At 61.2% G+C, this 19157-nt stretch carries 18 protein-coding genes and 1 riboswitch; of the genes, 17 read left to right on the forward strand and 1 reads right to left on the reverse strand.

Annotated elements, in window-relative coordinates; all coding sequences use genetic code 11:
• Positions 1-70 precede the first annotated feature (70 nt).
• Positions 71-276: riboswitch (cobalamin riboswitch) on the forward strand.
• 83 nt (positions 277-359) lie between these two features.
• The 7 genes from ABLN87_RS06050 to cobJ are packed head-to-tail and all read left to right on the forward strand — an operon-like array spanning position 360 to position 8342.
• Complete coding sequence (locus ABLN87_RS06050; protein WP_353008281.1) at positions 360-740, forward strand: DUF1636 domain-containing protein; 381 nt, start codon at positions 360-362, stop codon at positions 738-740.
• A complete protein-coding gene (gene cobW / locus ABLN87_RS06055; RefSeq protein WP_353008282.1) occupies positions 737-1792 on the forward strand; it encodes a cobalamin biosynthesis protein CobW in 1056 nt (351 codons plus the stop codon). The genes ABLN87_RS06050 and cobW overlap by 4 nt, the downstream gene beginning before the upstream one ends.
• 5 nt (positions 1793-1797) lie before the next feature.
• Positions 1798-5091: a cobaltochelatase subunit CobN gene (cobN, locus tag ABLN87_RS06060; RefSeq protein ID WP_353008283.1), complete on the forward strand. Its 3294-nt coding sequence runs from the start codon at positions 1798-1800 to the stop codon at positions 5089-5091.
• A complete protein-coding gene (gene cobG / locus ABLN87_RS06065; protein WP_353008284.1) occupies positions 5088-6227 on the forward strand; it encodes a precorrin-3B synthase in 1140 nt (379 codons plus the stop codon). The genes cobN and cobG overlap by 4 nt, the downstream gene beginning before the upstream one ends.
• Positions 6227-6856 (forward strand): precorrin-8X methylmutase, encoded by a 630-nt coding sequence (locus tag ABLN87_RS06070; RefSeq protein WP_353008285.1) that lies wholly within the window; start codon positions 6227-6229, stop codon positions 6854-6856. The genes cobG and ABLN87_RS06070 overlap by 1 nt, the downstream gene beginning before the upstream one ends.
• The gene (locus ABLN87_RS06075; protein WP_353008286.1) at positions 6853-7581 is read left to right on the forward strand and encodes a precorrin-2 C(20)-methyltransferase; all 729 of its coding nucleotides are present in this window, start codon (positions 6853-6855) and stop codon (positions 7579-7581) included. Before ABLN87_RS06070 ends, ABLN87_RS06075 begins: the two co-directional genes overlap by 4 nt.
• On the forward strand, positions 7578-8342 hold the full coding sequence (gene cobJ / locus ABLN87_RS06080) for a precorrin-3B C(17)-methyltransferase (RefSeq protein ID WP_353008287.1): 765 nt from the start codon (positions 7578-7580) through the stop codon (positions 8340-8342). Before ABLN87_RS06075 ends, cobJ begins: the two co-directional genes overlap by 4 nt.
• Here cobJ and ABLN87_RS06085 read toward each other — a convergent pair.
• Positions 8333-9064 (reverse strand): cobalt-precorrin-6A reductase, encoded by a 732-nt coding sequence (locus tag ABLN87_RS06085; protein ID WP_353008288.1) that lies wholly within the window; start codon positions 9062-9064, stop codon positions 8333-8335. The two genes, cobJ and ABLN87_RS06085, sit on opposite strands and share 10 nt — an antisense overlap.
• Between ABLN87_RS06085 and cbiE the strand changes: the two genes are divergently transcribed.
• The 10 genes from cbiE to ABLN87_RS06135 all read left to right on the forward strand — a co-directional run bounded on the left by cbiE (position 9063) and on the right by ABLN87_RS06135 (position 19130).
• Positions 9063-10262, forward strand: coding sequence for a precorrin-6y C5,15-methyltransferase (decarboxylating) subunit CbiE (cbiE, locus tag ABLN87_RS06090; protein ID WP_353008289.1), 1200 nt, complete (start codon positions 9063-9065; stop codon positions 10260-10262). The genes ABLN87_RS06085 and cbiE overlap by 2 nt on opposite strands.
• Complete coding sequence (locus ABLN87_RS06095) at positions 10259-10627, forward strand: cobalamin biosynthesis protein (RefSeq protein WP_353008291.1); 369 nt, start codon at positions 10259-10261, stop codon at positions 10625-10627. Before cbiE ends, ABLN87_RS06095 begins: the two co-directional genes overlap by 4 nt.
• Positions 10624-11418: a precorrin-4 C(11)-methyltransferase gene (cobM, locus tag ABLN87_RS06100; RefSeq protein ID WP_353008292.1), complete on the forward strand. Its 795-nt coding sequence runs from the start codon at positions 10624-10626 to the stop codon at positions 11416-11418. The genes ABLN87_RS06095 and cobM overlap by 4 nt, the downstream gene beginning before the upstream one ends.
• On the forward strand, positions 11405-12727 hold the full coding sequence (locus ABLN87_RS06105; RefSeq protein ID WP_353008293.1) for a cobyrinate a,c-diamide synthase: 1323 nt from the start codon (positions 11405-11407) through the stop codon (positions 12725-12727). Before cobM ends, ABLN87_RS06105 begins: the two co-directional genes overlap by 14 nt.
• The gene (gene cobA, locus ABLN87_RS06110) at positions 12724-13452 is read left to right on the forward strand and encodes a uroporphyrinogen-III C-methyltransferase (RefSeq protein WP_353008294.1); all 729 of its coding nucleotides are present in this window, start codon (positions 12724-12726) and stop codon (positions 13450-13452) included. Before ABLN87_RS06105 ends, cobA begins: the two co-directional genes overlap by 4 nt.
• Positions 13445-14188, forward strand: coding sequence for a precorrin-6A synthase (deacetylating) (gene cobF, locus ABLN87_RS06115; RefSeq protein WP_353008295.1), 744 nt, complete (start codon positions 13445-13447; stop codon positions 14186-14188). Before cobA ends, cobF begins: the two co-directional genes overlap by 8 nt.
• Positions 14189-14288: 100 nt before the next feature.
• The gene (locus tag ABLN87_RS06120) at positions 14289-14711 is read left to right on the forward strand and encodes a DUF302 domain-containing protein (RefSeq protein ID WP_417750383.1); all 423 of its coding nucleotides are present in this window, start codon (positions 14289-14291) and stop codon (positions 14709-14711) included.
• 78 nt (positions 14712-14789) lie between these two features.
• Positions 14790-16409 (forward strand): thiamine pyrophosphate-binding protein, encoded by a 1620-nt coding sequence (locus ABLN87_RS06125; RefSeq protein WP_353008298.1) that lies wholly within the window; start codon positions 14790-14792, stop codon positions 16407-16409.
• The gene (locus tag ABLN87_RS06130) at positions 16396-17580 is read left to right on the forward strand and encodes a CaiB/BaiF CoA transferase family protein (protein WP_353008299.1); all 1185 of its coding nucleotides are present in this window, start codon (positions 16396-16398) and stop codon (positions 17578-17580) included. Before ABLN87_RS06125 ends, ABLN87_RS06130 begins: the two co-directional genes overlap by 14 nt.
• 179 nt (positions 17581-17759) lie before the next feature.
• A complete protein-coding gene (locus ABLN87_RS06135; RefSeq protein WP_353008300.1) occupies positions 17760-19130 on the forward strand; it encodes a tetratricopeptide repeat protein in 1371 nt (456 codons plus the stop codon).
• The last annotated feature ends 27 nt before the right edge of the window (positions 19131-19157 follow it).

Genomic DNA, 19157 nt, shown 5'->3' on the forward strand with positions numbered 1-19157 from the left:
GCCACAGGTCGTTTTTCTGCACCCGACATAGCGGTTGTCGGCGACACGCTTGACAAGCACCGTATCAGTGCCGCATGTCCGATCCGTTGGTGTCCTCGTAAGAGGATGAAAAGGGAATGCGTCAACGGGTTTACCGCCAAACGCAGCCGCCCCCGCGACCGTGACCGGAGAGGGTGCCCAAAGCCACTGGCCAAAGGCTGGGAAGGCGGGACATCCGACAGGGTATACACCCTGACATCCGCAAGCCGGGAGACCTGCCAGCGCCCGAAGATGAAACCGGACGGGGTGTTCCGGTGTGGGGCTTGGATCGGCCCACATGAAACCCCGTCCCCCAGATTTGACTAAGGGGGATGAGAGAGATGAGCAAAGCCGCACCAGTTGAACTGCTGGTCTGCACGACATGCCGCCGTGGCCTGGCAATCGAAGATGACACCCAGCGCCCCGGCGCTTTGCTGCATAAGGCGCTGGAACAGGCGGGCGTGCCAGATGGGATCCATCTGAAACCCGTAGAGTGCCTGTCAAATTGCGATCAAGGATGTTCCATCGTGTTGCGTGGCGGACCCACGCGTTGGACTTTTGTCTACGAAAACCTCAACGAAACCGACCATGTCGAAACGATCATCGAAGGTGTGACCAAGTACTTGGCCACTGACGATGGTTTGGTCAAATGGCGCGAACGTCCTGAACATTTCCGCAAAAACTGTGCGGCCCGTATTCCCCCGATTGGAGCCCTGAAATGAGCAACTTGGAAAAACTGCCCGTCACCGTTATCACCGGCTTCTTGGGCTCGGGCAAAACCACACTGGTCAAGCACCTGATGCAGAACCCACAGGGCAAGCGTCTGGCGGTGGTGGTCAATGAATTCGGTGATGTAGGTGTCGATGGCGACATCCTGAAATCCTGCGCGATCCCCGATTGTCCGGCAGAAAACATCATGGAGTTGGCCAATGGCTGTATTTGCTGCACCGTGGCTGACGATTTCATACCGACTATCGAAGCTCTGATGGCGCTGGAGCCGCGTCCCGATCACATCCTGATCGAAACCTCTGGCCTCGCCTTGCCTAAGCCGCTGCTGAAAGCGTTCGACTGGCCCGATATCCGCTCAAAAATCACCGTTGATGGCGTGATCGCGCTGGCCGATGCCGAAGCCGTCGCCGCCGGTCGCTTTGCGCCGAATGTGGCAGCGGTGGATGCGCAACGTCTGGCCGATGACTCGATTGACCACGAAACACCCTTGTCCGAGGTGTTCGAGGATCAGATTTCCTGCGCCGACATCATTCTGCTGACCAAGCCCGATCTGGCCGGTCCTGAAGGCGTAGCCAAAGCGAAAGAGATCATCGCCACTGAGGCCCCTCGCCCGCTGCCCGTTGTCGAAGTTGCCGAAGGCGCCGTGGACGTACGGGTCGTTCTGGGTCTTGAGGCCGCAGCCGAGGATGACATGGACGCCCGCCCGTCGCATCACGACGGTCACCACGATCACGAGCATGACGATTTCGAAAGTATCATCGTTGATCTGCCGGAACAGTCCGATCCAGCCGATCTGGTCGCCAAAATCGAACGTCTGGCCACTGAGCTGAACATTTTGCGCGTCAAAGGCTATGCCGCCGTTCAAGGCAAGCCGATGCGCCTGCTGGTGCAAGCCGTGGGTGCTCGTGTGCGTCACCAGTACGACCGCCCGTGGGAGCCTGGCGAAGAACGCCGCTCGCGCATGGTGGTGATCGCCGAGCATGACGACATCAAAGAAGCAGAAATCCGCGATATCCTTGTGGGTGTAACCGAGGCCGCCGAGTAAGGCCCATGCACGTCGTCTTCCGCGAAAGTCACGGGTTAGAAGAAACGGAAACCCCAACCGATCTGGGCCAGAGCCCGGCGGATTTGGTGGTGCTGTCCTTCTCGGACAGTGACCTTGGCGCTTTCGCGGCAGGCTGGCATCGCGGTGGTGGGCCCGAGGGGCGTATGCCCACGATGCGGTTGGCGAACTTGACGGCGTTGAAGCATCCTCTGTCCGTCGACACCTACGTGGAACAGACGCTTGAGGGTGCCAAGGGCATTCTGATCCGCCTGATTGGCGGCGTGCCTTACTGGGCCTACGGGCTGCAGCAAGTGTTGTCGCTGGCGCAGGCCAAGGGGATCGCGCTGGCCGTCCTGCCCGCAGACGGGCGTGAGGACACGCGGCTGGATGAATATTCCACCCTGCCCGTCTCGACCCTGCGTCGTCTGGCGCATCTCTGCGACACCGGCGGCGAAGTCGCCGCACAGGCCGCCTTGGCGCAGATGGCATTGGCGGCGGGGCTTTATGCCGGCCCTGTTATGGGGGCTAAAACCCTGCCCGAATCCGGCGCGTGGTGTCCTGATCGCGGCGCGATCCCGGTTGAGACTGCCTTTTCGGGCGACGTTAAACGTATCGTCGTCACCTTCTATCGCGCCTATCTAACCTCGGCGGATACGGCCCCTGTCGCCGCCGTGATCCGCAGCTTGCGGGATCGCGGGTTCGAGGCCGTCGGTCTCTTCGCCCCCTCGCTCAAAGCACCTGTTGCTGCCGAATGGTTGCGTGGCAACATCGTTGCGCTGAAACCTTCGGCGATCATCAACGCCACCTCGTTCTCGGGCAAAGGTGCATCGGGTACGTCCCCTTTGGACGCGGCGGGCGTGCCCGTGTTTCAGATGGCTCTGGCCACGTCGCGCCGCAAGGCGTGGGCCGAGGCGGAACGCGGCCTTTCCCCTGCCGACCTCGCGATGCATGTGGTGCTGCCCGAGGTGGACGGGCGCATTTCGGCGGGCATCGCCTCGTTCAAGGAACCGGGCAAGCGCGATCCGCATCTGGAATACTCCCGCTTTGCCCACCGGGCTGACCAAGAGCGGATCGAAGCGATCATCGACCGTGTCACCGGCTGGCTGACACTGCATGACAAGCCAAAAGCGGATCAGGTGCCCGCGCTTGTTCTGTCGACCTACCCCGGTAAGGACTGGCAAATGGCGCACGCGGTGGGCCTCGACGCGCTGGCCTCGGCCGAGGCGATGTTGGCCGATCTTCAGGCCGAGGGCTACACCACCGCACCGGCCGAACCGATTGCTGAAACCCTGCTGGACGCGCGCATCTCATGGTCTTTGGAAGACTACCATGCGGCCCTAGCTGGCCTGCCCGAGCAACTGCGCGCCGATCTGCAAACCGTGTGGGGCAAGCCAGAAGACGACCCGGTTTTTACCGAGGGCGCGTTCCACTTCACCGCCCTGCGTCGTGGCAACGCGCTCGTTGCTCTACAGCCCGAACGTGGCACGCCCGAAATGCGCGATGACGACTATCACGACCTGTCTCGCACCCCACGTCACAGCTATGTCGCCTTCTATCTGTGGCTGCGCAAGGGACTGGGCGCAGACGCGCTGATCCATATCGGCGCGCATGGGACTCTGGAATGGCTTCCGGGCAAGTCCGTTGCTCTGTCTGCGAATTGCTGGCCCGAGGCGCTGATCCGCGACCTACCAGCAATCTACCCCTTCATCGTCAACGACCCGGGCGAGGCCGCGCAAGCCAAACGCCGGATCGGGGCTGTGACGCTGGGCCATATCCCGCCCCCGATGAAGGAAAGCGGGACGCCGGATCGCATGGTGCGTCTGGAATCGCTGCTCGATGAGTTTTCGAACGCGGACGGGCTGGACCCCAAACGGCGTGACCGTTTACAGGAGGATATCCGCGACGAGGCGCAGGCCATCGGTTTAGAAAGCGATCTGGGCCTCGATCAGGCGACCTGCACCGCGGAGGCAATCACCCGCATCGACCGCTTTGTCTGCGATATCAAAGAAAGCCAGTTCGGCGACGGGCTGCATATCTATGGCCGCGCGCCTGAGGTATCCGGTACTTTCGACCCTGCGCCTTCGGCCCATGCGGAACGTAGCGCATTGATCGAGGCGCTGGCCGGGAAACGGATCGAGGCCGGGCCGTCCGGTTCCCCCTATCGCGGCCGCTCGGATGTTCTGCCAACCGGACGGAACCTCTATACCACTGATCCTCGGTCGGTGCCGACTCGGGCGGCCTACACACAAGGCGTCAAATTGGCCGAGGAATTGGTTCGGCGTCACCTTCAAGAAGAAGGCGACTATCCCAAGGGGCTGATCGTCGACCTGTGGGGCTCGGCCACCATGCGCACCGCGGGCGAGGAATTCGCCATGGCGCTGCACCTGCTGGGCGTGAAACCGGTGTGGGACAAGGGTTCGGAGCGGGTTTCGGGTATCGAAGTGCTGCCAATCACCGACCTCAGCCGCCCGCGTTTGGACGTGACGCTGCGTGTGTCAGGCCTGTTCCGGGACGTCTTTCCAACCCTATCGGCGCTTTACGGTCAGGCGATCCGCGCGTTAGCGGCACGGGATGAGGCGACCGACTGGAACCCCTATGCCGGTCAGGCCCCTTCGGCCCGCGTTTTCGGCCCCGCCCCCGGCAGCTATGGCGTCGACATGACCCAACTGTCTGAGGTCTATACCGACGAGGCACGCGCGCAGGCAGGTGAGGCATGGCTTGAGGCCAGCTCATTCGCTTTAGAGGGCGAAAACATCGTTCAGGACAAGGTGGGCATCACCCAACGCGTCGCCAATGCCGACAGTTTTGTTCACCTGCAGGACCTGACCGAAACAGACCTGCTGCTGGCAAATGACTACGCCACGCATGAGGCCGGTTTTGCCGCCGCCAAGAAAGCAATGGGTGGTACCGCACAGCTGTATCATCTGGACAATACCAATCCCGAAAACCCACGCGCCCGCACCTTGCCGGAAGAGATCAGCCGCGTTGTCCACGCCAGAGCCGCCAATCCGGACTGGATCGCCGGGATGCAGCGACATGGCTTCCGGGGCGCGGCAGAGATCGCCGCGACGCTGGATCACATGGCGTCATTCGCACATCTCTCAGGCACTGTTGCGCCGCATTTGTTCGACCTCTACCACGATGCGACACTGGGCGATGAAGACGTAGATGCCTTCCTGCAGCAGGCCAATCCGCAGGCCCACCAGGCGATGCTGGACCGGTTCCGCGCGCTGTTGGATGCTGGGTTGTGGAATACCCGGCGCAACTCGATCCGGGCGGATCTGGAGGGGCTGGGATGAGCGCGCCCACCCCAAAACCAGTCGTCCAAGGTTGGTGCCCCGGCGCCCACCGACCGATGATGTCTGGGGATGGGTTGGTGGTGCGCGTGCGCCCTCGTTTCGCCCGGCTGACCGCGCCACAAGCGCTTGGTCTGTGTGAACTGGCCCAGAAATACGGCAACGGCACAATCGATCTGACCAACCGTGCGAACCTACAGTTGCGCGGCGTGAAGGAAGGGGAACACCAGGCTTTGCTGTCCGAGTTGTCCGCGCTTGGACTGCTGGACGCGGAGCCGGGTATCGAGGTTCGGCGCAACATTCTGGTCTCTCCGCTTTATCAGCCGGGCGATCTGACCGCGCGACTGACACAGGAATTGATCGACCGTCTGAGCGAGCTGCCCGCTTTACCGGCCAAGTTCGGCTTTGCCATCGACACGGGACCGAAGCGCCTGCTGTCGGCGGATTCGGCCGATATCCGGTTGGAGCGTTCCGCCGATGGGCTGATCCTGCGCGCAGATGGGGCAGAGACAGGACGTGCAGTCTCGGAGGCCGAGGCCATTGATCACCTGATTGCTCTGGCCACGTGGTTTGCGGAGGTCTTCACGTCAGACACCCGCCGCATAGCGCGGGCCGTGGCGGCTTTTGGTCTGCCTACAGAGTGGCAGGGCCGCGTCCCCGGACCCATCGGCGCGCCGTTGCAACCGGGCGCTTGCGATCTGGGCAACCTCTACGGCGCGGCCTTTGGGCAATTGCCCGCAAATGAACTGCACGCGCTGATCCGCGACAGCGGCGCCTCTGCCCTGCGTGTCACCCCGTGGCGGATGATCCTGCTGGAAGGCGGGGCGGCGATACCCGCCCCGGGCTTCGTCACGGACGGCACCGACCCGCTGATGACCACCGACGCCTGCCCCGGGGCGCCGCTCTGCCCGCAGGCGCAGGTGGAAACCCGCAAAATCGCCCGAGAATTGGCCCCGCGTGTACCCGGCACACTTCATGTCTCCGGGTGTTCCAAAGGCTGCGCTCGGATGGGCCCCGCGGATGTGACTTTAGTCGGCCAGAACGAACGATTTGATCTTGTCAAACAGGGCCGCGCAGGGGATGAGCCAATCCTGCGTGGGCTGAACCCCGAAACACTGATGACGATGGACTTCACCTGATGCCCTACACTTACGAAACCGACGGCGCGGCGATCTACAAGGAGAGCTTTGCAACCATCCGGTCCGAGGCCGATCTGGCCCGGTTCGACGCCGATGAAGAGCAGGTCGCCGTTCGGATGATCCACGCGGCTGGTATGGTCGGGCTGGAAGAGTTCGTCCATTTCTCACCCGGTTTTGTATCCTCCGCGCGGACCGCGCTGGAAGGTGGCGCGCCGATCCTGTGTGACGCGCGTATGGTCAGCGAGGGCGTAACCCGGTTCCGCCTGCCCGCCGAGAATGAGGTGATCTGCACCCTGCATGACGAACGCGTGCGACCACTGGCCGCCGAGATGAGAAACACGCGTTCAGCCGCCGCGCTGGAGCTGTGGCGTCCGCATCTTGAGGGCGCTGTGGTCGCCATCGGCAACGCGCCGACGGCTTTGTTTCACCTGCTGAACATGCTGGAGGACCCCGATTGCCCACGCCCCGCCGCCATCATCGGCTGCCCGGTGGGCTTTGTCGGCGCGGTCGAATCCAAGGACGCCCTGTGGGAGGCGCAGCCGGTGCCGTCCTGCATCGTCAAAGGGCGTCTAGGCGGCAGTGCTATCACCGTTGCCGCCGTGAACGCCATCGCGAGCCGCGCCGAATGAGCGGCGGCACCATATACGGCGTTGGCCTCGGCCCCGGTGACCCCGATCTGATGAGCGTGCGGGCCGACCGTTTGCTGCGCAATGCGCGCCATGTGGCGTTCTTTCGCAAGCCGGGCCGCAACGGTCAGGCGCGCAAGATTGTGGATGGCATGATCCCCGGCAGTGCGACGGAGTTCCCGATGGAATACCCCGTCACCACGGAAATTCCACTGTCTGATCCGCGCTATAACGCCTTGCTCGCTACGTTTTATGAAGACTGCGCCGCGCATCTGAAAAACCTGTCCAACACAGGTGAAGATGTCGTGGTACTGTGCGAGGGTGACCCGTTTTTCTATGGCTCATTCATGCATCTTTACAGCCGCTTACGAGATGGAGCTCAAGTTAAAATCGTGCCCGCGATTACAGGCATGTCCGGGGCATGGACCGCTACGGGCGACCCGATCACTTGGGGCGATGACGTCCTGACTATTCTGATGGGAACTTTGCCCGAAGATGATCTGGCCCGTCGCATGGCGCAAACCGACGCGTTGGTCGTTATGAAAATCGGGCGCAATATCGAAAAGGTTAAACGCGCCTTGAAAACCGCAGGCCTGTATGACCGCGCCTGGATCGTGGAATACGCCCAGATGCCCAATCAGCGGGTCTGCAAATTGTCGGATGATTGCGAAGAGATCACGCCCTATTTCTCGATCATTATCGTTCACGGTCAGGGACGGCGGCCATGACGGGTTGGGTCAAGATTGCCGGGCTTGGACCCGGGGATGAAGCGCTGGTAACACCCGAAGTCACAGCTGCTTTGGCCCAGGCAACGGATGTGGTTGGCTATATCCCCTATGTCGCACGCGTGGCAGATCGCGCGGGGCTGACCCTGCATGCCAGCGATAACCGAGTTGAAATCGACCGGTCCCAGCATGCGTTGCAGATGGCATCCGAGGGAAAAAGGGTTGTTGTGGTCTCGTCCGGAGACCCCGGCGTGTTTGCCATGGCCGCCGCCGTGTTTGAGGCGATGGAAAACGGGCCAATTGAGTGGCGCGACATCCCTGTCGACGTGTTGCCGGGCATTACGGCCATGCTGGCCGCCTCGGCCCGCGCGGGTGCGCCACTGGGGCATGATTTCTGCGCCATCAACCTGAGTGACAATCTCAAGCCGTGGTCGCTGATCGAAAAGCGGCTGCGTCTGGCTGCACAGGGAGATTTCGCGATGGCATTCTACAACCCACGCTCAAAGTCCCGGCCCGAAGGATTTGTAAAGACGCTGGAAATACTGCGTGAGGAATGTGAACCTGAACGCCTGATCCTGTTCGCCCGCGCCGTGTCGCGCGCGAATGAGGCGATCCGGATTTCGACATTGGCCGAAGCGACGCCCGAAATGGCCGATATGCAAACCGTTGTGATCGTCGGCTCCTCCCTAACGCGCGTGATCGAACGCGAAGGCGCGCCGATTGTCTACACACCAAGGTTCACTTTGGCCGAGGGTCAGGAATGAGCCAGCCAGTCCAAAAGCTGATCGACCGAAGACAGCTCGTGCCGGGGTGGCAGACTCGGGCGGTCGATCATCAGGACGGGCACATTCAGCGTCCGCGCGGCATCCAGCTTGGCGCGCGCACCCGTGCCGCCCGCGTTCTTCGATACAACCAGTTCGGTGCCGTGGTTTTTCATCAACTCAACATCACCTTCAACCGTGAAGGGCCCACGCGAGACCACTATATCAGCGTTGGGCAGAGGTACAGTTTCCGGTTCATCGACCAGTCGCAACAAATAATGATGTTGAGGCTGCGCCGCGAAATCCTGCAAATGCATTCGACCCACAGCCAGAAAAACGCGCCGAACGGGACCGTCAAGCGCCGCAACAGCTGCCGGGATATCCGGCACATGTTGCCAGCGATCGCCCTGCTGCGGGCTCCAAGCCGGTCGGGTCAAAGCGGCAAGCGGAACATCCGCCACTTTGCACGCAGCTATGGCGTTGGCGCTCATCTTTGCTGCGAAGGGGTGCGTTGCGTCCACAACATGCGTGATGGCGTTATCGCGGATGTATTCGGCCAGCCCGTCGACTCCTCCGAACCCACCCACGCGAACCGGGAGAGGTTGCGGACGAGGATTGTCCACGCGCCCGGCGTAAGAGTAGACTGCGTTCATCCCCCGTTCGGCAAGGCTGCGGGCCAGGGCGTTGGCCTCGGTCGTGCCGCCAAGAAGCAGGAGTTTGGGCATGCATGAAGCTCCGTGGCTGACCATTCTGGGACTGGGCGAAGATGGACTGGATGGCCTGCCACCCGCAAGTCGTCAAGCCCTGGATCGGGCCGAAGTCATCATGGGCCCGCCACGGCATCTGTCGCTGGTTCCAGAAACTCAGGCCGAACAGATCGAATGGCCCGTGCCGTTTGCCGATGGGATACCCATTCTAACCGACCTGCGCGAGCGACCCACCGTTGTGCTGGCATCAGGTGATCCGTTCTGGTTTGGCGCGGGCTCGGTCATTGCCCGGACCTTTGATGCGGGCGAATGGATTGCCTTGCCGGGTCAATCCACCTTTTCGCTGGCGGCTGCCCGATTGGGTTGGCCGTTGGAAACCACACTGACCTTTGGACTGCACGCCGCGCCCCTGACCCGGTTGCGCCCACATCTGGCGGCCGGGCTGCGTGCTATCCTTCTGCTGCGCGACGGCAAGGCGGTGGCCGAACTGGCGACCTATCTGACAGAGACCGGTTTTGCCGACACCGCCCTGCACGTGATGCAAGCCTTGGGCGGACCACGCGAAAACACGCAGACGGTTTCACTGACCGAGGCCCTGCTGGGCACTTTTGATCATCCCGTTTGCGTTGGGCTTGAGGTTACCGGTCCCGGCCTGTCCTTCCCCAAAGCTTCCGGCAAGCCGGACGACATCTTTGAAACGGACGGTCAGATCACCAAACGCCCCATCCGTGCGCTGACCCTGTCGGCGCTGGCACCGCAAAGGGGCGAGCATCTGTGGGACATTGGTGGCGGTACCGGGTCTATTAGCATCGAATGGCTGATGTGCGATCCGACCTTGACCGCCACCTCGATTGAACCACTGGCCGAGCGCGCAGACCGCATTAGGCGCAACGCGGACACGCTGGGGCAGGATCGATTGGAAGTCATTCACGGCACCGCGCCTGAGGCTTTGTCAGGCTTGGCTGATCCAGATGTTGTATTCATCGGCGGCGGCTTGTCCGAGGCCTTGCTGGTCTGGTTGCGCGACAGTCTGCCAAAGGGCACGCGGCTGGTCGCGAATGCAGTAACGCTCGAGAGCGAGGCGCTGCTGGCGCGGTGGCATGAAACGCTGGGCGGTGACTTGCTACGGATTGAATTGGCGCAGGCGGGCCCTCTGGGTCCCCGTCGTGGATGGAAATCCGCCTACCCGGTGGTGCAGTGGAGCGTGACCCTATGATCGTCGCCGGTCTTGGGTTTTCTAACGCCGCCACAGTCGACAGCCTGAAGGCGGCCTATGATCAGGCGTCCTCGGGCCATGCGGTGGATGCGTTGGCCACGGTCGTAGACAAAGATGGGCACCCCGCTTTGGCGGGCTTCGCTGCGACCCTAGGCTTGCCGTTACACTTGATCGCGCCTGCTGATCTTGCCGAACAACGTACCCTGATATGTTCACCCCGCAGCCGCGCCAGCTATGGCACCGGCAGCGTGGCAGAGGCATCTGCATTGGCCGCCGCCGGATTCGGCGCGCGGCTGATTACACCCAGACAGATTTCACACGACCGGCTGGCCACCTGCGCCATCGCCATCGGAGGACAGACATGACCGTTCATTTCATTGGTGCCGGACCGGGTGCCGCCGACCTGCTGACCTTGCGCGGGCGCGATATCATCGCCTCTTGCCCGGTGTGCCTTTATGCCGGGTCGCTGGTTCCGGAAGAGATTCTTAGCCATTGCCCCAAAGGCGCGAAGATCGTGAACACCGCGCCGATGGATCTGGATCAGATCATGGCCGAGATTGACGCTGCTCATCAGGCAGGTCAGGACGTGGCACGTTTGCATTCGGGTGACCTGTCAGTCTGGTCGGCCATGGGGGAACAGATCCGCCGCTTGAAAGAGATGGGGATTCCCGTCAGCGTCACACCCGGCGTGCCGTCGTTTGCCGCGGCGGCGGCGGCTCTGGGCACTGAACTGACCCTGCCCGGCCTCGCGCAATCAGTGATTCTGACCCGGACGCCCGGCCGCGCGTCTTCAATGCCCGAGGGTGAGACACTGAAAAACTTCGCGCGCACCGGGGCCACACTGGCCATTCACCTTTCGATTGGCAATCTGGACAAGGTTGTCGCTGACCTGACCCCAGCCTACGGCGCGGATTGCCCTGTGGCGATTGTCTATCGCGCCAGTTGGCCGGATGAGCGGATCATCCGTGCGACCTTGGAAACGTTGAAAGATGCGCTGGACGAAAGCATTTCGCGCACCGCTCTGATCATGGTCGGACCCGCGCTGGCAGGTGAAGGGTTTAACGAAAGCTGCCTCTATTCAAAGACTTATGACCGTCGGTATCGCCCGCAAAGCGCGGATAGCCCATGGTCCAGCTGGGAACATGGCGATGACTAATCCTCCGGGCATACTGATTTCCGCGCCATCTTCGGGCACAGGAAAAACCACTGTCATGCTGGGGCTGTTGCGGGCACTGGCCGAGGATGGGTTGACCGTGCAGCCGTTCAAAAGCGGCCCCGACTATATCGACCCGGCCTTTCACCGGGCAGCGGCGGGGCGGGCCTCGTTCAATCTGGACAGTTGGGCGATGGGTGATCCGCTGCTAAACGCGATCTCGGATCAGGCAGACGGGGCAGATATCGTGGTAGCCGAGGGCTCGATGGGTCTGTTCGACGGCGTGGCCAAACCCGGCGAGCTGGGCCATGGCTCCAGCGCTGAGACCGCGCAGCGCATGGGCTGGCCGGTGGTGCTGGTGCTGGATGTGGGCGGACAGGCGCAATCGGCGGCAGCCACTGCGCTGGGTTTCAAGATGTACAATCCCGATCTGCCCTTTGCCGGCGTGATCCTGAACCGCTGTGCCAGCCCACGCCACGAGCGACTGACCCGCTTGGGCATGGAGCGCGCAGGCCTGCCTGTTTTAGGCGTGCTGCCGCGGCGCGGTGATCTGACCTTGCCCGAGCGCCATTTGGGCCTGATCCAAGCTGTTGAGCATCCCGATCTGGAAAGCGCCATCGTGGGTTATGCGGCGTTCCTTCGGGAACACGTGGACCTTGAGGCGATCAAGCGGGCGGCCTCCTCAGGCCCATCTGGGCCATCGTCAGCCGCGCTGCCGCGACCCCCGGCACAACGGATCGCATTGGCGCGGGATGCGGCGTTTTCCTTTACCTATCCCCATTTGCTGGAAGGTTGGCGCGCAGCCGGGGCGGAGGTTTTGCCATTCTCGCCTTTGGCAGATGAGGCCCCAGCCGCAGATGCCGATCTGGTCTGGCTGCCCGGGGGATACCCGGAACTACATGCCGGCAAACTGGCAGCAGCAAATACCTTCCTAAACGGACTGCGCCGCCATGCCGAAGCCAAACCGGTGCATGGCGAATGCGGCGGCTACATGGCTTTGGGGGAAGGGCTAATCGACAAAGACGGCACACGGCACCAAATGGCCGGGTTGCTGGGGCTGGTCACCTCCTACGAGAAGCGCAAATTCAATCTGGGTTATCGCCGGGCTGAATTGCTGGCCCCGATGCCGGGGCTTGCAGCAGGTGCCGCCCTGCGCGGGCATGAGTTCCACTATTCTTCGATCGTTGACCAACCCGATGCGCCGCTTGCGCGCGTCTTTGATGCCGAGGGCACAGAAGGCCCCCAAACCGGGTCTGTGCGTGGCAATGTCACCGGCACGTTCTTCCACCTGATCGCTGAGGCTTCAGCATGAGTGGATTTGTCTCGTTCATCGGCTCTGGGCCTGGTGATCCGGAGCTATTGACGCTTAAAGCTGTGGATCGGTTGCAAAAGGCCGATGCGGTGCTGTTCGATGACCTGAGCAGCGGCCCGATCCTGAGCCATGCGCGCGAGGATGCGGATTTGGTTGGGGTTGGCAAACGTGCTGGCCGCCCATCGCCAAAGCAGAACCATGTCAGTCGCTTGCTCGTGGAATACGCCCAGACAGGGCAACGCATTGTGCGACTGAAATCCGGGGATGGCGGGTTGTTTGGACGGTTAGAAGAGGAACTGGTCGCGTTGCGCGAGGCCGGGATCGACTATGAGATCATACCGGGCATCCCCTCTGCCGTCGCGGCGGCTGCCTCCGCTGGCATCCCTCTGACACGCCGCCTGACCGCACGCCGTGTGCAGTTTGTTACTGGCCACGATGTGAGCGGACAGCTGCCCGAGGACCTGAACCTGCCTGCCCTGGCAGATGGGCTGGCCACAACGGTTGTATTCATGGGCAAACGCACATTTCCCTTGCTGGTCGAAGCGCTGCATGCACATGGCCTGCCGTTGGAGACCCCTGCCTTGCTGGCGGAATCCGTTTCGACCCCGGATCAGGTACTTAATCGCTCGACCATCGGCGCATTGGCCGACAAGCTGAAATCCGAGATCGGAACAGCCCCAGCGCTGATCCTCTATGGCCCACTCGCGGAATTCGAAGATGTATGAGCTGACCCTGATCGGTATCGGCACCGGCAATCCCGATCATGTGACCCTGCAGGGTGTGCAAGCGATCCGAGAGGCCGATCTGATCCTGATCCCGCGCAAAGGCGAAAGCAAAGCGGATCTGGCTGGGGTGCGGGAAGAGATCATCGCAAAGGCCTGCGAGACGCCACCTCAGATCGCTTATTTCGATATCCCCACGCGCCACTCGGATGAGGGATATCTGCAAGGTGTCGACGACTGGCATGACGCCATCGCATTGCGCTGGCAGGCAGCCATTGCAGAGTACCCGGATGTAACCAAGGTGGCGCTGTTGATCTGGGGCGATCCATCGCTCTATGACAGTTCACTTCGCATCGCAGCCCGATTGCACCCGCAGCCCCGCAAACGCGTCATTCCGGGGATCACCGCGCCACAAGCCCTGACCGCCGCGCATGCGATCCCGATCAACGATATTGGCGCACCTTATGTGGTCACAACCGGGCGACGCTTGCGTGACGAAGGGTGGCCGGCGAACGCCACGAAAGTTGCGGTGATGCTGGATGGGGAATGCTCATTCCAAAGCCTTGATATGGCGGGTTATGACATCTGGTGGGGCGCTTATGTCGGGATGAAAGAGGAAATCCTGATCCATGGGCCACTGATCGACGTCGCCCAACAGATATTGGACACCCGCGCCAAAGCCCGCGCCGATCACGGCTGGATCATGGATATCTATTTGCTGCAAAAATCCACACGGTAATGTGAGTGCTTGGCGCGTCAAACTCTGGCATCAAGATGTGAATACTTGACGGAGATCTCAGATATGAAAGCCCTGTACGCAGCAATGTGCCTTTTTTGCCCTGCCCGCCTTGGCCGACGAGGCACTGCTGGGCTGGGCCGTGTATGAGACCGACAAGACGTATGAAGCCTTGATCGCGGACACAAAGGCTGCAGTCAAAGCAAACGGGCTAATCGTTGTCACGCAGGCGGGTCCAACCAAGGCAGCTGCTGCGCGCGGCATTACCATCCCCGGCAATCGGGTGATTGGCGTGTTCAACAATGACTATGCCGTGCGCGTTCTGGAAACCTCGACCGACGCGATGATCGAAGCCCCGATCCGGTTCTATATCACCGAGAATGAAGACGGAACCGCAACCCTGTCCTATAAAACGCCCAGTTTTGTCTTCGCACCCTATGCCGAACAAGGTGGCGTGGCCTTGACTGATATCGCTGCGGAATTGGACGCTAAGTTTCAATCCATTGCGGAATCGGCGCGCGAATAGTCACACTGGCGTGATCCGGCTTGCCTCTGGTGCGAAGGTCAGACATCTGCTTGGCAAAGAAAATCTCGGAGCTCATTGATGCAGGACATGTCCCCCCGCGCGGCTGATTTGCTGGCCCAACGCTTATATGAGGCCGGATGCCGCCATGCTTTTGGCATGCCCGGCGGTGAGGTGCTGACACTGGTCGACGCGCTGGAGCAGGCAGGGATCACCTTTCACCTGGCCAAACATGAAAACGCGGCCGGATTCATGGCCGAGGCCGTGCATCACCGCGACGGCGCGCCTGCCATTCTGGTCGCTACTATTGGCCCAGGTGCGATGAACGGGATCAACGTGGTCGCCAACGCGTTTCAGGATCGGGTGCCGATGATTGTTCTGACCGGCTGCGTGGATCCCGATGAAGCGCTGACCTATACCCATCAGGTGATGGATCACAGCCAGGTCTATCGCTCGATCACCAAGGCCACATTTGTGATGACCGCAGAAGGCGCGGATATCATCGCCGACAAGGCCGTATCGCTGGCCAACCAGCCCCGGCCCGGCCCGGTTCATATCGACGTACCAATCTCGGTCGCGGATATGCGCGTGTCATCGACCAAGCGTCGGCGTCTGGCCAAGGTCGCAGCCGTTGCTCCGGAAGGCGATTGCCTTGCCAAAGCACGTCGCTGGGTGTCCGAGGCCGAACGTCCCGTCGCGATCATTGGGCTGGATGTTCTTTATGATGACTCGTGCAGCGTGGTGCAGGCGTTTCTGGAACACTTCAACATCCCGTTTGTGACAACCTATAAGGCCAAGGGTGTCATCCCCGAGGATCACCCTTTATGTCTGGGCGGTGCAGGGCTGTCGCCTTTGGCTGACAAGCACCTGATCCCTCTGATCGAACAATCCGATCTGGTTCTGTGCCTGGGCTACGACCCGATCGAGATGCGCCCCGGCTGGCGCGAAATTTGGGACCCGGACCAAAAGCGCGTCATCGATATCTCGGCCGTAGTCAATGATCACTATATGCATCAGGCCGGGCTGAATCTTGTGGCTCACACCGGCGAAACCCTCGAAGCCATGGCCAAAGGCACCCCGGCGCGCTCGACATGGCCCGGCGGAGAACCTGAACAGGTCAAGGCGGCACTGGCGCAAACCTTCCCGCAAGACGACGACTGGGGGCCTGCTGCTGTGATCGCCGAAACCCGCGCTACCCTTCCGCAGAACACTCTTGCAACGGCAGACAGTGGTGCGCATCGCATCCTGCTGAGCCAGATGTGGGAGTGTCATGAGCCGCGCGGGCTGATCCAGTCTTCGGCGCTTTGCACGATGGGGTGTGCCCTGCCCATGGCCATCGGCCTGAAACTGGCTGAACCCGACCGTCCGGTGATCAGTTTCTCGGGCGATGCCGGTTTCCTGATGATAGCCGGAGAGCTGTCGACCGCCGCCGAGATGGGCGGCAATCCCATCTTTCTTGTCTTTGTTGATGCCAGCCTTGCGCTGATTGAACTAAAACAGCGCCAGCGTCAGATGGGCAATCGGGGTGTTGATTTCGACCGCCATGACTTTGCCGCCATGGGGCGCGCTTTCGGTGGCTATGGACATACTGTTCGCAACCGCGCAGAACTGCGGACGGCGCTGGAAGAGGCGGTCAAAGCCGACCGCTTTACCGTGATCGCCGCCGAGATCGAGCGTGGAGGATATGATGGCCGCATCTGACGGGCCGCTGAAAGGCGTCAAAGTACTAGACCTGTCTCGCATTCTGGCCGGACCGACTTGCACACAATTGCTGGGCGATCTGGGCGCAAGCGTCATCAAGGTCGAAAACCCGGCCTCGGGCGGGGATGACACGCGGCAATGGGGACCTCCATATGTGGCGGATGCCGAGGGCAACCGCTCGGACCTGAGCGCCTATTACATGTCGGCCAACCGGAACAAGAAATCCGTCGCCATCGACATTGCAACGCCCGAGGGGCAGGCCGAAATCAAGCGTCTGGCCTCGCATGCTGATATCCTGATCGAGAATTTCAAGCCCGGTGGGTTGGCCAAATACGGATTGGATTACAACAGCTTATCGCAGGATCTTCCGGGCCTCGTCTATTGTTCGATTTCCGGCTATGGGCAAACCGGACCCAATTCCAGCAAGCCCGGCTATGACCTGATGGCGCAAGGCTACGGTGGCGTCATGTCACTGACCGGCGACCCGGATGGCGCGCCGATGAAAGTAGGCGTCGGCATCTCAGATGTGATGTGTGGGATGTACGCCGCTGTCGGCATTCTGGCCGCCCTGCGCCATCGCGACATGACGGGCGAAGGGCAGCAGATCGATCTGGCGCTGGTGGATTCGCAGGTGGCCTGGCTGATTAACGAAGGCGTCAATTATCTGACATCAGGCAACGTCCCGCAGCGGCGCGGCAATGGTCACCCGAATATCGTACCGTATGAGGTCTACAAGACCGCAGATGGCCACGTAATTTTGGCGGTTGGCAATGATAGCCAGTTTCGTCGTTTTTGCGATTTCATCGGCCACTCCGACCTTGCCGACGACCCGCGTTTCGCCACCAACCCGGCCAGGCTGGAGCATCGCGATGCTCTGAATGCGATTCTGCGGCCTGCGCTTCGGTCGCACAACATGGACACCGTGATTTCGGAACTGGAGAGTCGCAAAGTCCCTGTTGGTCCGGTGCAGACGCTGGATCAGGTATTCGACACCGATCAAGTGGATGCGCGCGAGATGCAAATCACGATGCAGGCCCAGCCGGGCGAGGTGAATCTGATCGGGAATCCGCTGAAACTGTCCCGCACGCCTGTAACATACCGGCGCGCCCCGCCGGTGTTTGGTGCAGACACTGATGACATTTTAGGCGCTGAAAACCCCTTTGAGGACTGAAACACTTGCCCATTTCGGCGGCAAGTTGCTGAAACATGCCCTTGAATCGGCGGTTTTTTTCAATTTTTGCACACACGCCTTTTCACCAATTCGAGAGCAGGGTCGATACTGTTACGACCCGCCCGCACACTCTGATAAATCAAACAGTGTCGAATATCGCAATCGGATTGGACCCAAGTATGAAACAAGACGTTTTTGGACAGATGAACACTTTGACCCACTCGGCCAGCGCCGAAGCGTGGGATGGTGTTCTGCTTGGGTTCATGGCGCACGCGGCAATCACCCCTCAGCACTTGGGCAAGGTGCTTGAGCTGGAACCGGATTTTGCCCTAGGCCACGCGATCAAGGGCCTGTTCATGGTTCTGCTGGGCCGACGCGAAATGCTGCCCGTTGCGACCGAAGCGCTGAGTGCGGCCACCACCGCGATGGAGCGCCAGCCTGTATCAGCCCGCGAACGGCTGTATGTTGAGGCACTTTCACTCTATCTGTCCGACTTGCCCTCGCAAGCGATCCAGAAGTTCGAAGAGATTCTGCGCACCCATCCAACCGATACGCTGGCGATGAAACTCAGCCATGCAACCCGGTTTGTTCTTGGGGACGCCGAAGGAATGCGTCGGTCGATCGAACGCATCCTGCCTGCTTATGAGCCCGATCATGCCGGGCGCGGCTACCTGTTGGGTTGCCACTCATTTGCGCTGGAAGAAACCGGTGCTTACCAGAAGGCTGAGATTGCCGGACGTCAGGCGCTATGGATGGTTTCAGACGATGCCTGGGGCCTGCATGCTGTGGCCCATGTGCACGAAATGACGGGCAATGCCCAACTGGGCCTTGATTGGCTGGCCGGGCGCGAAGATGCCTGGGCCCATTGCAATAACTTCCGCTATCACGTCTGGTGGCACAAGGCGTTGATGCATTTGGATCTGGGTCAGGTCGATCAGGTGATGGCCCTATACGATCAGCATATCCGCAAGGATAAGACCGACGACTACCGCGACATCTCAAACGCCACATCGCTGCTGTCCCGGTTGGAGCTTGAGGGGATCGATGTCGGCAACCGTTGGGAGGAACTGGCCGATCTCAGCGCCGCTCGGACCGAGGATGGCTGTCTAATCTTTGCTGACCTGCACTATCTGCTGGCCCTGACCGGTGACAATCGTGGCGATGCAACCGGGAAAATGCTGCAGCGTATCCAAAAGGATGCGCAGCGCAATCAGGGTGACACCCCGATCCGCATGTCTGATCCGGGCATCGCGGCCGCCAAGGGGCTTGAGGCGTTTGGCGATGGGCTTTACGGCGCGGCCTTTGACTTCCTGTCAACCGCTCGGGCCGGGATGCAAATGGCCGGTGGCAGCCACGCCCAGCGTGATGTATTCGAGCGCATCACAATTGATTCCGGCCTGCGCGCAGGTCGTCTGGATGCAGTCGAGCGCATTCTGGATGATCGCCGCGCGAAACGCGCCGGGGGTGAGGACAATTACGCACTAGCGCGCCGCGCATTGATCGAAGCGGCCCGCGACAGCGGCGACGCGCAAAGCGTCCCGGCTGAATAACCAAAAGACTAAGAAGGACAGAAAACG

It is taken from the genome of Ruegeria sp. SCP10 (assembly GCF_040329495.1).
In the GTDB taxonomy this organism is placed as follows: Bacteria; Pseudomonadota; Alphaproteobacteria; order Rhodobacterales; family Rhodobacteraceae; genus Ruegeria.

What these genes read in the sequence shown, in the direction of transcription:
- cobN (WP_353008283.1), top strand. Translation starts at nt 1,798, where the DNA reads ATGCACGTCGTCTTCCGCGAAAGTCACGGGTTAGAAGAAACGGAAACC.
- ABLN87_RS06135 (WP_353008300.1), top strand. Translation starts at nt 17,760, where the DNA reads ATGAAACAAGACGTTTTTGGACAGATGAACACTTTGACCCACTCGGCC.
- ABLN87_RS06095 (WP_353008291.1), top strand. Translation starts at nt 10,259, where the DNA reads ATGATCGTCGCCGGTCTTGGGTTTTCTAACGCCGCCACAGTCGACAGC.
- ABLN87_RS06050 (WP_353008281.1), top strand. Translation starts at nt 360, where the DNA reads ATGAGCAAAGCCGCACCAGTTGAACTGCTGGTCTGCACGACATGCCGC.
- cbiE (WP_353008289.1), top strand. Translation starts at nt 9,063, where the DNA reads ATGCATGAAGCTCCGTGGCTGACCATTCTGGGACTGGGCGAAGATGGA.
- cobF (WP_353008295.1), top strand. Translation starts at nt 13,445, where the DNA reads ATGTATGAGCTGACCCTGATCGGTATCGGCACCGGCAATCCCGATCAT.
- cobJ (WP_353008287.1), top strand. Translation starts at nt 7,578, where the DNA reads ATGACGGGTTGGGTCAAGATTGCCGGGCTTGGACCCGGGGATGAAGCG.
- cobW (WP_353008282.1), top strand. Translation starts at nt 737, where the DNA reads ATGAGCAACTTGGAAAAACTGCCCGTCACCGTTATCACCGGCTTCTTG.
- ABLN87_RS06075 (WP_353008286.1), top strand. Translation starts at nt 6,853, where the DNA reads ATGAGCGGCGGCACCATATACGGCGTTGGCCTCGGCCCCGGTGACCCC.
- ABLN87_RS06085 (WP_353008288.1), bottom strand. Translation starts at nt 9,064, where the DNA reads ATGCCCAAACTCCTGCTTCTTGGCGGCACGACCGAGGCCAACGCCCTG.
- cobG (WP_353008284.1), top strand. Translation starts at nt 5,088, where the DNA reads ATGAGCGCGCCCACCCCAAAACCAGTCGTCCAAGGTTGGTGCCCCGGC.
- ABLN87_RS06130 (WP_353008299.1), top strand. Translation starts at nt 16,396, where the DNA reads ATGGCCGCATCTGACGGGCCGCTGAAAGGCGTCAAAGTACTAGACCTG.
- ABLN87_RS06070 (WP_353008285.1), top strand. Translation starts at nt 6,227, where the DNA reads ATGCCCTACACTTACGAAACCGACGGCGCGGCGATCTACAAGGAGAGC.
- cobA (WP_353008294.1), top strand. Translation starts at nt 12,724, where the DNA reads ATGAGTGGATTTGTCTCGTTCATCGGCTCTGGGCCTGGTGATCCGGAG.
- ABLN87_RS06105 (WP_353008293.1), top strand. Translation starts at nt 11,405, where the DNA reads ATGGCGATGACTAATCCTCCGGGCATACTGATTTCCGCGCCATCTTCG.
- ABLN87_RS06125 (WP_353008298.1), top strand. Translation starts at nt 14,790, where the DNA reads ATGCAGGACATGTCCCCCCGCGCGGCTGATTTGCTGGCCCAACGCTTA.
- cobM (WP_353008292.1), top strand. Translation starts at nt 10,624, where the DNA reads ATGACCGTTCATTTCATTGGTGCCGGACCGGGTGCCGCCGACCTGCTG.